This is a genomic window from Paraburkholderia sp. A1BS-2L (assembly GCF_051125205.1).
Classification (GTDB): Bacteria; Pseudomonadota; Gammaproteobacteria; order Burkholderiales; family Burkholderiaceae; genus Paraburkholderia.
The window spans coordinates 1,350,996-1,364,586 of record NZ_CP120428.1; the positions used below are offsets into that span (position 1 = coordinate 1,350,996).

General features: G+C 64.6%; 14 protein-coding genes. 11 read left to right on the forward strand and 3 right to left on the reverse strand.

Features of this window, described 5'->3' with window-relative positions; all coding sequences use genetic code 11:
• Nucleotides 1-28: 28 nt before the first annotated feature.
• The 5 genes from P5W98_RS06045 to ftsB all read left to right on the forward strand — a co-directional run bounded on the left by P5W98_RS06045 (nt 29) and on the right by ftsB (nt 5,598).
• A complete protein-coding gene (locus P5W98_RS06045) occupies nt 29-832 on the forward strand; it encodes an alpha/beta fold hydrolase (protein WP_421043941.1) in 804 nt (267 codons plus the stop codon).
• Between the two features lie 177 nt (nt 833-1,009).
• Nucleotides 1,010-2,671 carry a CTP synthase gene (locus P5W98_RS06050; RefSeq protein WP_421043940.1) on the forward strand — a complete coding sequence of 554 codons (1,662 nt, stop codon included), beginning with the start codon at nt 1,010-1,012 and terminating at the stop codon, nt 2,669-2,671.
• A complete protein-coding gene (gene kdsA / locus P5W98_RS06055) occupies nt 2,668-3,522 on the forward strand; it encodes a 3-deoxy-8-phosphooctulonate synthase (RefSeq protein ID WP_421023722.1) in 855 nt (284 codons plus the stop codon). Before P5W98_RS06050 ends, kdsA begins: the two co-directional genes overlap by 4 nt.
• A gap of 268 nt (nt 3,523-3,790) precedes the next feature.
• On the forward strand, nt 3,791-5,074 hold the full coding sequence (eno, locus tag P5W98_RS06060) for a phosphopyruvate hydratase (RefSeq protein WP_028216897.1): 1,284 nt from the start codon (nt 3,791-3,793) through the stop codon (nt 5,072-5,074).
• Nucleotides 5,075-5,175: 101 nt separating this feature from the next.
• On the forward strand, nt 5,176-5,598 hold the full coding sequence (gene ftsB / locus P5W98_RS06065) for a cell division protein FtsB (RefSeq protein ID WP_421043939.1): 423 nt from the start codon (nt 5,176-5,178) through the stop codon (nt 5,596-5,598).
• 93 nt (nt 5,599-5,691) lie between these two features.
• On the opposite strand, the gene P5W98_RS06070 is transcribed toward ftsB, so the two are convergent.
• The 3 genes from P5W98_RS06070 to P5W98_RS06080 form a co-directional block, all read right to left on the reverse strand.
• Nucleotides 5,692-6,087, reverse strand: coding sequence for a hypothetical protein (locus P5W98_RS06070; RefSeq protein ID WP_421079365.1), 396 nt, complete (start codon nt 6,085-6,087; stop codon nt 5,692-5,694).
• Nucleotides 6,088-6,219: 132 nt separating this feature from the next.
• Nucleotides 6,220-7,182, reverse strand: a complete 963-nt coding sequence (gene hslO, locus P5W98_RS06075) for an Hsp33 family molecular chaperone HslO (protein ID WP_421025198.1) — start codon at nt 7,180-7,182, stop codon at nt 6,220-6,222.
• 67 nt (nt 7,183-7,249) lie between these two features.
• Nucleotides 7,250-7,774: a gamma carbonic anhydrase family protein gene (locus P5W98_RS06080; protein WP_421079366.1), complete on the reverse strand. Its 525-nt coding sequence runs from the start codon at nt 7,772-7,774 to the stop codon at nt 7,250-7,252.
• Nucleotides 7,775-7,987: 213 nt separating this feature from the next.
• On the opposite strand from P5W98_RS06080, the gene P5W98_RS06085 reads away from it, so the two are divergent.
• From P5W98_RS06085 to P5W98_RS06110, 6 genes are all read left to right on the forward strand, one after another.
• The gene (locus P5W98_RS06085; RefSeq protein WP_434718482.1) at nt 7,988-8,899 is read left to right on the forward strand and encodes a ferritin-like domain-containing protein; all 912 of its coding nucleotides are present in this window, start codon (nt 7,988-7,990) and stop codon (nt 8,897-8,899) included.
• Nucleotides 8,900-8,966: 67 nt separating this feature from the next.
• Nucleotides 8,967-9,875 (forward strand): alpha/beta fold hydrolase, encoded by a 909-nt coding sequence (locus P5W98_RS06090; protein ID WP_421079368.1) that lies wholly within the window; start codon nt 8,967-8,969, stop codon nt 9,873-9,875.
• Between the two features lie 84 nt (nt 9,876-9,959).
• Nucleotides 9,960-10,790: a 3',5'-nucleoside bisphosphate phosphatase gene (locus P5W98_RS06095; protein WP_421079369.1), complete on the forward strand. Its 831-nt coding sequence runs from the start codon at nt 9,960-9,962 to the stop codon at nt 10,788-10,790.
• Between the two features lie 206 nt (nt 10,791-10,996).
• Nucleotides 10,997-11,632, forward strand: a complete 636-nt coding sequence (locus tag P5W98_RS06100; RefSeq protein ID WP_421043934.1) for an L-threonylcarbamoyladenylate synthase — start codon at nt 10,997-10,999, stop codon at nt 11,630-11,632.
• A gap of 81 nt (nt 11,633-11,713) precedes the next feature.
• Nucleotides 11,714-12,379 carry a site-2 protease family protein gene (locus tag P5W98_RS06105; protein WP_421023730.1) on the forward strand — a complete coding sequence of 222 codons (666 nt, stop codon included), beginning with the start codon at nt 11,714-11,716 and terminating at the stop codon, nt 12,377-12,379.
• Nucleotides 12,380-12,383: 4 nt separating this feature from the next.
• Nucleotides 12,384-13,586, forward strand: coding sequence for a tryptophan--tRNA ligase (locus P5W98_RS06110; RefSeq protein WP_421023731.1), 1,203 nt, complete (start codon nt 12,384-12,386; stop codon nt 13,584-13,586).
• The last annotated feature ends 5 nt before the right edge of the window (nt 13,587-13,591 follow it).

The window sequence follows — 13,591 nt, forward strand, 5'->3', positions numbered from 1 at the left end:
AGAACTGAGGACCGGAGACAACAGGGCATTGAAGAACGTCATCCACTTTTCGCACGCGAACGGCTTTCCGGCTTCGACCTATCGCACGCTCTTCGCGGAGCTCGGCGACACCCACGAACTGCGCTATATCGAGCGCATCGGCCACGACGCGCGCTACCCCGTGACGCGCGACTGGCCGCATCTCGTCGATCAACTGATCGAGGACATCGGGCGCCGTTACGAAAATCCGGTCTGGCTGGTCGGCCATTCGCTCGGCGGCTATCTCTCGCTGATGGCGGCGCTCAGGAAGCCGCACTGGGTGAGGGGCGTGGTGATGCTCGACTCGCCGGTGATCGCGGGCTGGCGCAGCAGCATGCTCAGATTCTCGCAATGGACCGGACTCGACGAGCGCCTCTCTCCGGCCGCCGTCACGCGCACGCGCCGCACCAGTTGGGCGAACCGCGAAGAGGCCTGGCGCCATTTTCATTCGAAGCCCGCGTTCGCGCGCTGGGACGAGCGCGTACTGTCCGACTATATCGACTTCGGCATTCCTCAGACCTCGGCCGACGGCACGCGCACGCTCGCGTTCGACCGCCGCACCGAGTACCTGATCTACCGAACCTTGCCGCACACCTTCGGCACGCGGCTCGCGCATGGCTCACCCGTACCGGTCAGCTTTATCGGCGGAACGCGCTCGAAGGAGGTGCGCCAGGTCGGGCTGGCGGCCACGCAGCGCATTGCCGGCGAGCGATTCGAATGGATCGAGGGCAGCCACCTCTACCCGATGGAGCGGCCGATCGAGACGGCGCGCGCAGTGCAGCGCATGCTCTACGCAATGGCCAACGGCAACTGAGCTGCATGGTTTCGCGCGGGCACGCCTGGCGGCGGGTCCGGCAAACATCGCGGCAAGCATTGGAAGGGGCGCAATCAGTCCTTCATGGCCGCGCGTCGCCCGATAAAGAGCTCACGCAAAATTCAGGGTTAGCCCTTGCTTTACGGTATAATCCGTTTTTCCCGCGAGCATCCAGCGATGACCAAATATGTTTTCGTCACCGGCGGCGTAGTTTCTTCCCTTGGCAAGGGTATTGCCGCCGCCTCCCTCGCCGCGATCCTCGAATCGCGCGGTCTGAAAGTCACCCTCCTCAAGCTCGATCCCTACATCAACGTCGACCCCGGCACGATGAGCCCGTTTCAGCACGGCGAAGTGTTCGTGACGGAAGACGGAGCGGAAACCGACCTCGACCTCGGCCACTATGAGCGCTTCATCAGCACGAAGATGCGCAAGGCCAACAACTTCACCACGGGCCAGATCTACGAATCGGTGATCCGCAAGGAGCGCCGCGGCGACTATCTGGGCAAGACCGTGCAGGTCATCCCGCACATCACCAACGAAATCCAGGCGTTCATCGAGCGCGGCGCGGCTTCGGCCACCTGTGGCGAGCCGGACGTGGCGATCGTCGAAGTGGGCGGCACGGTGGGCGACATCGAATCGCTGCCGTTCCTCGAGGCCGCGCGCCAGATGAGCCTGCGTCTCGGCCGCAACAGCGCGTGCTTCGTGCACCTTACGCTGGTGCCGTTCATCGCCACGGCTGGCGAGCTCAAGACCAAGCCCACGCAGCACAGCGTGCAGAAGCTGCGCGAAATCGGCATCTATCCGAACGTGCTGCTGTGCCGCGCCGACCGCCGCATTCCCGACGACGAACGCGCGAAGATCTCGATGTTCTCGAACGTGCCCGAAGACGCCGTGATTTCGGTGTGGGACGCGGACAGCATCTACAAGATTCCGCAGATGCTGCACGACCAGGGCCTCGACTCGATCGTCTGCGACGCGCTGAAGCTTTCGGCACGTCCCGCGAATCTGGCGGTGTGGTCGGAGATGGTGGAGAAGCTCGAGAATCCGCAGCATGAAGTCACGATCGGCATGGTCGGCAAGTATGTCGATCTGACCGAGTCGTACAAGTCGCTCATCGAAGCACTGCGCCACGCGTCGATCAAGACCTCGACGAAGGTGAACATCGAATACATCGATTCCGAGCAGATCGACGAAGAGGGCGTTGAAAGCCTCAAGCATCTCGACGCGATTCTCGTGCCGGGCGGTTTCGGCCGTCGCGGCACCGAAGGCAAGATCAAGGCCATTCAGTACGCCCGTGAAGCGAAGGTGCCGTATCTGGGCATCTGCCTCGGCATGCAGCTCGCCGTGATCGAATTCGCGCGCGACGTGGTGGGCCTGAAGCACGCGAACAGCACCGAGTTCGATCCGGACACGCCGGACCGCGTGGTCGCGCTCATCACCGAATGGAAGGACCGCGAAGGCAAGGTCGAGCAGCGCAGCGAAGACTCGGATCTCGGCGGCACCATGCGCCTCGGTTCCCAGCGTTGCCCGATCAAGCCAGGCACGCTTGCATCGGAGATTTATGGCAAGGACGTGAACGAGCGTCACCGTCACCGTTATGAAGTCAATAACGGCTACGTGCCCAAGCTCGAAGCCGGCGGCCTTATCATCAGCGCCCGTACGCCAACCGAGGACCTGCCGGAGATGATGGAGCTGCCGCGCGACATGCACCCGTGGTTCGTGGGCGTTCAGTTCCACCCGGAATTCACGTCCACGCCGCGCGACGGCCATCCGCTGTTCAAGGCCTATGTCGAAGCGGCGGTCGCCCACCAGCAGGCGCACGCTGAGGAGAAAGCATGAACCTGTGCGGTTTCGAGGTCGGTCTCGACAAGCCGTTCTTCCTGATCGCGGGCACTTGTGTCGTCGAATCCGAGCAGATGACGATCGACACGGCGGGCCGCCTGAAGGAAATCACCGCGAAGCTCGGCATTCCGTTCATCTACAAGTCGTCCTACGACAAGGCCAATCGCTCGAGCGGCAAGTCGTTTCGCGGCCTCGGGATGGACGAGGGTCTGCGCATCCTCTCTGAAGTGAAGCGCCAGCTCGGCCTGCCCGTGCTGACCGACGTGCATACGGAAGAAGAGATCGGACCGGTGGCATCGGTCGTGGACGTCCTGCAGACGCCCGCGTTCCTGTGCCGCCAGACCGACTTCATCCATGCGTGCGCGCGCTCCGGCAAGCCGGTGAACATCAAGAAAGGCCAGTTCCTCGCGCCGCACGACATGAAGAACGTGATCGACAAGGCGCGCGATGCGGCGCGTGAGGCAGGTCTTTCCGAAGACCGCTTCATGGCGTGCGAGCGAGGCGTCTCGTTCGGCTACAACAATCTCGTGTCGGACATGCGCTCGCTCGCGATCATGCGCGAGACCGGCGCGCCGGTCGTGTTCGATGCGACCCACTCGGTGCAGTTGCCGGGCGGACAGGGCACGAGTTCGGGCGGTCAGCGCGAATTCGTGCCGGTGCTTGCACGCGCGGCCATGGCCACGGGCATCGCGGGTGTCTTCATGGAGACCCATCCGAAGCCCGCCGAGGCGAAATCGGACGGCCCCAATGCCGTGCCGCTCAATCGCATGGCTGATCTGCTCGAAACGCTCGTCACGCTCGACCAGGCGGTCAAGCGCGCACCGTTGCTCGAGAGCGATTTCAACTGATCGCCGGATCAAGCAGCACGCAAGCAATATGCAGTACGCGCCGCTTCGATTGCATGGGCGGCGCGATGGAGGAGCAAAGCGGCGCAAGACCGGCTGTGCAGCAAATGCATAGCCGGCGCGCTGCGGCAAGTTGAACCTGACGACCGCGCAGCCTGTCCCATATGACGGTGTACCCCGAAAGCGCATAGAAGCTGTGCCTCGCGGGTCCGTGTCCATGCATCAGGCGGCTCCGGTCGCGCAAGAAATACAGTCAATTTCTGAGGAAACCATGAGTGCAATCGTAGATATCATCGGTCGCGAGATCCTGGATTCGCGCGGCAATCCTACCGTCGAATGCGACGTGCTCCTCGAGTCGGGCACGATGGGCCGCGCGGCAGTGCCGTCGGGCGCATCGACGGGCTCGCGCGAAGCGATCGAGCTGCGCGACGGCGAAGCCGGCCGCTATAACGGCAAGGGCGTGCTGAAGGCGGTCGAGCACATCAACACCGAAATTTCGGAAGCGATCATGGGCCTCGACGCTTCGGAGCAGGCCTTCCTCGACAAGACCCTGCTGGAGCTCGACGGCACCGACAACAAGTCGCGTCTTGGCGCGAACGCGATGCTGGCCGTTTCGATGGCCGTCGCGAAGGCTGCCGCTGAAGAAGCCGGCCTGCCGCTGTACCGCTACTTCGGCGGCTCGGGCGCGATGCAACTGCCGGTCCCGATGATGAACATCGTCAACGGCGGCGCACACGCGAACAACAGCCTCGACATTCAAGAATTCATGATCGTGCCGGTGAGCCAGCCGACCTTCCGTGAAGCGCTGCGTTGCGGCGCGGAAGTGTTCCACGCGCTCAAGAAGATCCTCTCGGATCGCGGCATGAGCACGGCAGTGGGCGACGAAGGCGGCTTCGCGCCGAACTTCGGCAGCAACGACGAGTGCCTCTCGACCATCCTGCAAGCCATCGAGAAGGCCGGCTACCGCGCCGGCGAAGACGTGCTGCTCGCGCTCGACTGCGCAGCGAGCGAGTTCTACCACGACGGCAAGTACCAGCTCGCGGGCGAAGGCCTGCAACTGTCGTCGGCGGAATTCGCCGACTACCTCGCGACGCTCGCCGACAAGTTCCCGATCGTCTCGATCGAAGACGGCATGCACGAGTCCGACTGGGCCGGCTGGAAGCTGCTGACCGACAAGCTCGGCAAGAAGGTCCAGCTCGTGGGCGACGACCTGTTCGTCACCAACACGCGCATCCTGAAGGAAGGTATCGAGAAGGGCATCGCCAACTCGATCCTCATCAAGATCAACCAGATCGGCACGCTGACGGAAACCTTCGCGGCGATCGAAATGGCCAAGCGCGCGGGCTACACGGCCGTGATCTCGCACCGCTCGGGCGAAACCGAAGACTCGACGATCGCCGACATCGCCGTGGGCCTGAACGCCGGCCAGATCAAGACCGGCTCGCTTTCGCGCAGCGATCGCATCTCGAAGTACAACCAGCTGCTGCGCATCGAGGAAGATCTCGGTGATATCGCCAGCTACCCGGGCAAGTCGGCGTTCTATAACCTCCGTTAAGCGGACCCGCTCCCGGCAGCAGCCTTGCTGTCCTTCTTCGTAATCCCTTTCCGCCGCCCTGCGTCACGCGCAGGGCGGCGTGTATTTATCCGGCACCTTACATGCGGCTTGTTACTGTCGTCCTGATTCTCCTGCTCGCGCTGATTCAGTATCCGCTCTGGTGGGGCCATGGCGGCTGGCTGCGTGTGCATGAACTGCGCGAGCAGCTTGCCAAACAGCAGAAGCAGAACGACGAAGAGAAACTGCGCAACGAACGCATCGCGGGCGAGGTGCAGGATCTCCAGAGCGGCACGGCGGCTGTCGAGGAGCGCGCGCGCTACGAGATGGGCATGGTCAAGGACGGCGAGGTGTTCGTGCAGTTCGTTTCGCCCAACCAGCCGTCGTCCGCCACGCCGACCGGCTCGTCGAACGTTTCCACGCGCGGCGAGATGTCAGCGGCGCCGGTCAAGGTGGTGCCCAACCCGGTGTCGCGCGTGCCGGAGAAGCGGCACGGGCATAGCAAGGATGCAAAGAAGGCAGGCTAGATCTCGCCCTCGAGGGGCAAAAAAGCGCGGCTTCCGTTTGTTGGAAGCCGCGCTTTTTTTATTTCGTGCAGGGTGGGGGATGGGGCGGCATGCTTACCAGCCCCAGCCCGGGTAGCCATAGCCGATACCCGTGCCCCAGCCGCTCCCCCAACCGCCGCTGTAATAGCTGCCATAGACGCTGACAGGCGGCGCATAGGCGCGCGACCAGGCTTGCGCGGCGGCTGCGGCGGTGGCCGCCTGATCCGATTCGGAGAGCGCCTGACGGTCGATCGCATCATAGCGGGCGCGCTCTTCGGGCGTGAGCTGCGGTGTGGTCTGCAAGGCGTCGGCCTGATTCGCGGGCAGGCGGCTGTAGATCGGCGAAGGTCCGGGCGGATCCAGCGTGCAGCCGCTCATGAGCGTGACACCCGCAGCGATCGCGAGCATCGTCTTTGTGCGCGGCAAGCCCCGTGCGCACGATTGCCATGCGAAGGACTTGTTCGAGTTCATTGCTTTTCCTCCATCTGTCGGATGCCTAAGCAACGCTGCCGATGAGCGGGTCCAGTTTCGGCTCAGGGTTGCTGCCGTGCGCCGGCCGCGCAGGCAAGCCAGCGGGCCGGCGTGCCCGCACGCCGAAATCGATCAGTGGCGCCGGTCCTCGGCGGGGGCGACACCTTCTGAGAGCCCGGGCGTGGCGAAAAGTTGCGCCACGTCGACGGGGTCGAACTCGTAGCGCTGATTGCAATAGTCGCAGTGAATTTCGACGTGGCCCCGCTCCTCGATCACGCCGTCGACCTCCTCGCGGCCCAGCATCTTGAGCATGGCGCCCACTTTTTCGCGCGAGCAGCTGCACAGAAAGCGTGTGGACACGGGCTCGAAGTGGTTCACGTTCTCTTGCCAGAAGAGGCGGCGAAACAGCGTTTCGGGCTCCTGCTCGAGCAACTCTTCGCGCGTGAGCGTGCCGCCGAGCGTGCAGACGCGCTCCCACGTGTCGGCGTCGAGTTCGTGCGGGTGTGGCACGATGCCGCCATCGCCGGGGAGCTTCTGCAGCAGCATGCCCACCGCGCGGTCGTCGTTTGCACCTAGCCACAGGCGCGTGTCGAGCTGCTCGGAGTGATGCATGTAGTGCTCGAGCACTTCCGCGATGGACCCAAGCGGGCCGTTCTCGCCATTCAGCGGCACGATGCCCTGGTAGGGCTGCTGGCCCGGCTGTTTGTTGGCCGGATCGAGCGTGATCACGCAACGGCCCTGGCCGCTCACGTTGATGAGATCGGCGAGCGTCGTGCCAACGGCCAGCGCAGCCAAGTCCTTGGCTTCGACGCCTTCTGCGAGCCGCGCGGTCGCGCGCATCGAGAGGTCGGAGCTGCACTGCACGACCAGCATGCGCACGGGGCCATCGCCGAGGATCTGCATGATCAGCGTACCGTCGAACTTCAGGTTGGCCGAGAGCAGGGCGCAGGCCGCCATCATTTCGCCCAGCACGGTGCGCACGGGCGCCGGGTACTGGCGGCGCGTCAGCACCTCTTGCCACGTGTTGCGCAACGAGACAATCTCGCCGCGCACGGGGGCTGCGCTGAACATGAATTTTTGCAACTGGTCGTTCACAATCTTTTCCTTCATTTGATTCTTGGCTAGCGCGTCCCGCGAGTCGCGGCGGCGAGGCGAGCCGCCTTTAGCCGATCCGCACGAGCTGCGCCTTGAAATACTCGCGGCGCTCCGCGTAGACATCCGCGTTGCGCTTGAGACCCGCAATGTCGGCCTCGGTCAGCTCACGCACGACCTTGGCCGGCGCGCCAAGGATGAGCGAGTTATCGGGGAACACCTTGCCTTCCGTTACCACGGCGCCGGCGCCAACCAGACAGTTGCGGCCGATCACCGCACCATTCAAGACCACGGCCTGAATGCCGATGAGCGCGCCTTCCTTGACCGTGCAGCCGTGCAGCATGGCCTGGTGCCCGACCGTCACATTGGCTTCGAGCGTAAGCGGGAAGCCAGGGTCGGTGTGCAGTACCGCGCCTTCCTGAACATTGCTGCGCGCGCCCACCTTGATTGGCTCGTTGTCGCCGCGCAGGGTCGCGCCAAACCAGACGCTCGACTCCTCGGCGAGTTCGACCTTGCCGATGACGGTGGCGTTGTCGGCGACAAATACGCTCTCGTGAATGGTGGGCGCTGCTTCGCCAAGCTTGTAGATGGCCACGGTGTTACGTCTCCTTTTATCTGCTGGGGGCGGCTGTGGCACGCGCTCAAGGGCGCTGCGGGCCGGGTGAATCGCGTATTGTAAACGGTTGCGTCCGTGCGCTCTCGCCGCCCCTCAATCGCGCGGGGTGGCGTGCCTGACGCGCTTGCAGTGTGCCGGCCGCGCATCCGGTGGTTTTTGTCGATTTTTGTCCCGATTCTGGTCTTTTTTGCGATGAGTTCCGTGTTTTCCGAAGCCGTCAACTCGACTGATGGCGCCCAGAGCCGCGCCAACTGGCGCGCCGCCGCGCTCGACGCCCTGCGCGAGCGCGATTCGCTTGCCAAAGCTGAAGCCGTTGGCGCACTCCATGCCGAGGTGCTGCGCGCCGCGCCCCAAGGCGCCGTGCACTGGGACGCGACGCGAACGCTCGTGGCGCCCTCAGATCTCCCGGGCCGCCCGGCACGCCCGGAACTGGTCGAGCCGCGCAGCTTACAGCGCCGCAGCATGAGCACGCCGCAAGGGCGCGTCGTGCTGCTGCACGCGCTGGCGCATATCGAATTCAATGCGATCAATCTCGCGCTCGACGCCGTATGGCGCTTCGCCAACCTGCCCGACGCCTTCTATGCTGACTGGCTGAGAGTGGCGGCCGAGGAGGCGTATCACTTCTCGCTGCTGCGCCAGCGGCTGGCGGACTACGGCCACGTCTACGGCGATTTCCCGGCGCACAACGGCCTCTGGGAAATGTGCGAACGCACGAGCGACGACGTGCTCGCGCGCATGGCACTGGTGCCGCGCGTGCTGGAGGCGCGCGGCCTCGACGCCTCGCCGCCCATCCGCGCGCGCCTGAAACAGGCCGGCGACGACGAATCCGCCGCGATCCTCGACATCATCCTGCGCGACGAAGTCGAGCACGTACGCATCGGCAATCACTGGTTCCGTTATCTGTGCGAGACGCGCGGTCTCGATCCCCACGCGGCATGGCTCGCGCTCGCCGCGCAGTACAACGCGCCGCGCATGCGCGGGCCGTTCAATTTCGAGGCGCGCCGCGCGGCGGGCTTCGATCAGGCCGAACTCGACACGCTGACGGCGCAGGATGCCGCTGCGGCGAGCGAATCCGCCGCCCGCAGCGGCACAGAGGAAAAGTGAAAGGGCGCTGGCCCATCTGTCAGATGGTACCGATATAATCGAACGATCATTCGTTTATGCGCGTGCAATGAATCTTTCCCGATCCGAATTCGTCGACGTGAACGGCATCCGCCTGCACGTGCGTCGCTGGGGCGCCGAAGACGCGCCCACGCTCTTCATGCTGCATGGCTGGATGGACGTGGCCGCCTCGTTCCAGTTCGTCGTCGATGCGCTCGGCGGCAACTGGCAGGTGATCGCGCCGGATATGCGCGGCTTCGGCCTGTCCGACTGGCCGGCGGCGCAGCAGGGCGCGGGCGGCTACTGGTTCCACGATTACCTCGCCGACCTGGACGCGCTGCTCGATCATTACGCGCCTGAAGCACAAGCGGGCGAGGTGAACCTGGTCGGGCACAGCCTTGGCGCGAATGTCGTGTGCTTCTACGCTGGCGTGCGGCCCGAACGTGTGCGGCGCGTGGTCGACCTGGAAGGCTTCGGCATGCCGGCGACCGTGTCCGCGCAGGCGCCGGGCCGCGTGCGCCAATGGCTCGACGAAATGCGTGTGCCGCCGCAATTGCGCCCCTACGCCACGCTCGACGATGTGGCCGCGCGGCTCGTGAAGACGAACCCGCGCCTCGTGCCGGCGCGCGCGCGTTTCCTCGCCCAGCACTGGTCGAAGCCTGTCGTCGGCGAGCATGGCGAAGGCGGCTACATGCTGCTCGGCGATCCCGCGCACAAGATGGTCAATCCAGTGCTGTACCGCCTCGAAGAGGTCATGGCGGTCTGGGCATGCGTGCGCGCGAAGGTGCTGCATGTCGAAGCCACGCAGTCGGAGACGCTGGCGCGCCTCGCGGGCAAGGTGCCCATCGATGTCTTCAAGAAGCGCTTCGAGGCCTTTCCAGACTGGCGAGAGCGCTTCATCGACGACGCGGGCCATATGGTCCATCACGATCAGCCGGAAGCGGTCGCCCATCTCATCGAGGCCTTCTGCGCAGGCTAGCCCGGTTCCGCAGTCTCGAACCGTCTTCGCCGCATTGCAGTAAAATGGATCGTTATTATTTTCAAGCCTGTTTTTAAGCCTGCGATGAACGCCGACCTCCATTGTCACTCCACTGTCTCCGACGGCCAGCTGGCTCCGGCTGCCGTTGCGCAGCTGGCGCAGGCGGGCGGCGTGGCATTGTGGGCGCTCACCGATCACGACGAGCTGGGCGGCCAGCGCGAGGCGCGAGCCGCCGCCGAGGCGCTCGGCATGCGCTATCTCAACGGCGTCGAGATTTCGGTCACGTGGGCGTCGCGCACAGTGCACATCGTCGGCCTGCATGTCGATCCCGAATGCGCGGCGCTCGTCGACGGACTCGCTCGCACGCGCGATGGCCGAGCCGCGCGCGCCGAGGCGATTGGCGAGCGTCTGGAAGCGCTAGGCATCCCGGACGCCTACGAAGGCGCGCTTCAATACGTCTCGAATCCCGATCTGATTTCACGTACCCATTTCGCCCGTTTTCTTGTCGACTCGGGCCGCGCGCAGCACACTCAGGACGCGTTTTCGCGCTGGCTGGGCGAGGGCAAGCCGGGCTATGTCGCGCATCGCTGGGCCAAACTCGCGGATGCCGTCGCGTGGATCAAGGCCGCGGGCGGCGAGGCCGTGGTCGCTCACCCTGGCCGCTACCACTACACGCTGCTCGAATTCGACACGTTCTTTGGCGAATTCATCGACCTCGGCGGCAAGGCCATCGAAGTCGTCACGGGCAGCCATACGCCCGACCAGTACGGCGAATACGCCGCCGTTGCGCGCCGCTTCGGCTTCGAGGCGTCGCGCGGCTCGGACTTTCACGCCCCCGGCGAGGAGGCGATCATGCCGGGCTCGCTGCCGCCTCTGCCTTCCGATCTCAAGCCTGTCTGGGAGCGATGGCTCTAGGCCGCGCGCGCAGCGTGGCCCATCTCCGCCGTTCTTGCGTCACTGCGCGGTTCGCCGTTTTTCGCGCGGTTATTCGCGTAGTTCCTCGCGCAGTTCTTCGTTTTCGTGCCGTCCGGTTGGTTTTGCTGTTTGTGCAATTGCATCACCATGGCGCGACGCGTTGCCTGTTCCGTCCTGTCTCCGTTAGCTGATAGCTGATTACTGCCATGTCACAGTTTTTTCGGCTTCACCCAGAAAATCCGCAGCCGCGCCTCGTCAAGCAGGCCGTGCAGATCATCCGCGATGGCGGGGTGATCGCGCTGCCCACCGATTCGAGCTACGCGCTCGCGGCACGCATCGACGACAAGCAGGCCGCCGAGCGTCTGCGCCGCATTCGCGCGCTCAACGAAAAGGCGCTGCTCTCGCTGATGGTGCGCGATCTTTCCGAGCTCGCTAATTTCGCGATGGTGGATAACCGCCAATACCGGCTCATCAAGTCGGTGACGCCCGGGCCCTACGTATTCGTGCTGGAAGCGACCAAGGAAGTCCCGCGACGGCTCTCGCACCCCTCGCGCAAGACCATCGGGCTGCGCGTGCCGGGTCATGCGATTCCGCTCGCGATTCTCGAGGAACTGGGCGAGCCGCTGCTCGCCTCGACATTGATCCTGCCGCCCGACACCGAGCCGCTCAACGACCCTGACGAAATCCGCGAGCGCCTCGAAAAGCAGCTCGATCTCGTGATTGACGGTGGGGCGTGTCCGCGCGAGTCGTCCACCGTCATCGACCTCACCGGCGACGAGCCCGTGCTCGTGCGAGCGGGGCTCGGCGATCTTGCGCCGTTCGGCCTGAAGGAGCCAGCTTGATGCGCGCGGCCTGCGTGCGCGTCGGCGCATTGGCTCCGGCATTGGTTCCGCATTGACAGCGCGTTGTTACAATACGCCGCCATGGACGCCAACATTATTCAGACGCTCGTCGTCTACGCCTTGCCGGTGATCTTCGCGATCACGCTGCATGAAGCCGCCCACGGATACGTCGCTCGTCTGCTCGGCGACAATACCGCCTATGTGCTGGGCCGCGTGTCGCTCAATCCGATGCGCCATATCGATCCGGTCGGCACGATCGCGATGCCGCTCATCCTCTATTTCCTGACGAGCGGCGCGTTCGTGTTCGGCTATGCCAAGCCGGTGCCGATTTCGTTTGGCAATCTGCGCAATCCCCGCTGGGGCACGCTGTGGGTCGCCGCCGCGGGGCCAGCCTGCAACTTCGTGCAGGCGCTCATTTGGGGCGTGGTCGGCGTGGGGCTGGCCGTGTTCGGCGTCGAGGAGCCGTTCTTCACGCGTATGGCGGCTGCCGGCGTGGGCGTGAATCTGGTGCTCGGCGTGCTGAATCTCTTTCCGCTGCCGCCGCTCGACGGCGGGCGGGTGCTCGCGGCGCTGCTGCCCACGCGCGCGAGCATTGCGCTCTCGCGCCTCGAGCCCTATGGTTTCATCATCGTGATGGCGCTCCTCGTGAGCGGCGTCTTTACGCGCTTCTGGCTGCGCCCGCTCGTGTCGCTCGGCTACGACGCGGTGACGGCTATCCTTACCCCTCTTGTATCGCTTCTCTCATAACATCATGTTCCCTGACCGTATCTTCTCCGGCATGCGGCCCACCGGGTCGCTGCACCTCGGCCACTATCACGGCGTGCTGAAAAACTGGGTGCGGCTTCAGTCCGAGTACCCGTGTTTCTTCTGCGTGGTCGACTGGCATGCGCTCACGACGCACTATGAAACGCCCGAGGTCATCGAGAAAAACGTGTGGGACGTGCTGATCGACTGGCTGGCTTCCGGCATCGATCCGAACCAGTCGACGCTGTTCATCCAGAGCCGCGTGCCCGAGCACGCGGAGCTCGCGCTGCTGCTCGGCATGAGCACGCCGCTGTCCTGGCTCGAGCGCGTGCCGACGTACAAGGAGCAGATCGAGAAGCTGCGCGACAAGGATCTCGGCACCTACGGCTTCCTCGGCTATCCCGTGCTGATGGCCGCCGACATCCTGCTGTACCGTGCCTCGCTCGTGCCGGTGGGCGAGGACCAGGTGCCGCACGTCGAAATGGCGCGCGAAATGGCGCGGCGCTTCAACTACATGTACGGCCGCGAACCGGGTTTCGAGGACAAGGCCAACGAAGCCGCGAAGAAGCTCGGCGGCAAGCGCTCGAAGCTCTATCACGAATTGCGCAATGCCTGGCAGCAGGAAGGCAACGAAGAGTCGCTCGAACAGGCGCGCGCGCTGCTGTCCGAGTCGCAGAGCCTCTCGATGAGCGATCGCGAACGCCTGTTCGGCTATCTCGAAGGCGAGCGCAAGATCATCCTGCCGGAGCCGCAGGTGCTGCTGACCGAGGCGTCGCGCATGCCGGGCCTCGACGGCCAGAAAATGTCGAAGTCGTACGGCAATACGATCGGCCTGCGCGAAGACGCCGAGTCGATCACGAAGAAGGTCCGCACCATGCCGACCGACCCCGCTCGCGTGCGCCGCACCGATCCGGGCGATCCGGACAAGTGCCCGGTGTGGCAGCTGCATCAGGTCTACACCGATGCGCAGACCCACGACTGGGTGCAGAAGGGCTGCCGCTCGGCGGGCATTGGTTGTATCGAGTGCAAGCAGCCGGTGATCGAAGGCATCCTGCGCGAGCAGCAGCCGATGCTCGAGCGCGCCCAGAAGTACATGGACGATCCGTCGCTGTTGCGCGCGATCGTCGCTGATGGTTGCGACAAGGCGCGCAAGTTCGCCAACGAGACCATGCGCGACGTGCGTGAGGCAATGGGCCTCTCGTATAACTAAGAGCC

Coding starts and splice junctions, on each gene's coding strand:
- P5W98_RS06070 (WP_421079365.1), bottom strand. CDS start 6,087: ATGAACTCGAACAAGTCCTTCGCATGGCAATCGTGCGCACGGGGCTTG.
- P5W98_RS06110 (WP_421023731.1), top strand. CDS start 12,384: ATGTTCCCTGACCGTATCTTCTCCGGCATGCGGCCCACCGGGTCGCTG.
- P5W98_RS06090 (WP_421079368.1), top strand. CDS start 8,967: ATGAATCTTTCCCGATCCGAATTCGTCGACGTGAACGGCATCCGCCTG.
- P5W98_RS06100 (WP_421043934.1), top strand. CDS start 10,997: ATGTCACAGTTTTTTCGGCTTCACCCAGAAAATCCGCAGCCGCGCCTC.
- P5W98_RS06095 (WP_421079369.1), top strand. CDS start 9,960: ATGAACGCCGACCTCCATTGTCACTCCACTGTCTCCGACGGCCAGCTG.
- kdsA (WP_421023722.1), top strand. CDS start 2,668: ATGAACCTGTGCGGTTTCGAGGTCGGTCTCGACAAGCCGTTCTTCCTG.
- eno (WP_028216897.1), top strand. CDS start 3,791: ATGAGTGCAATCGTAGATATCATCGGTCGCGAGATCCTGGATTCGCGC.
- P5W98_RS06085 (WP_434718482.1), top strand. CDS start 7,988: ATGAGTTCCGTGTTTTCCGAAGCCGTCAACTCGACTGATGGCGCCCAG.
- ftsB (WP_421043939.1), top strand. CDS start 5,176: ATGCGGCTTGTTACTGTCGTCCTGATTCTCCTGCTCGCGCTGATTCAG.
- P5W98_RS06105 (WP_421023730.1), top strand. CDS start 11,714: ATGGACGCCAACATTATTCAGACGCTCGTCGTCTACGCCTTGCCGGTG.
- P5W98_RS06050 (WP_421043940.1), top strand. CDS start 1,010: ATGACCAAATATGTTTTCGTCACCGGCGGCGTAGTTTCTTCCCTTGGC.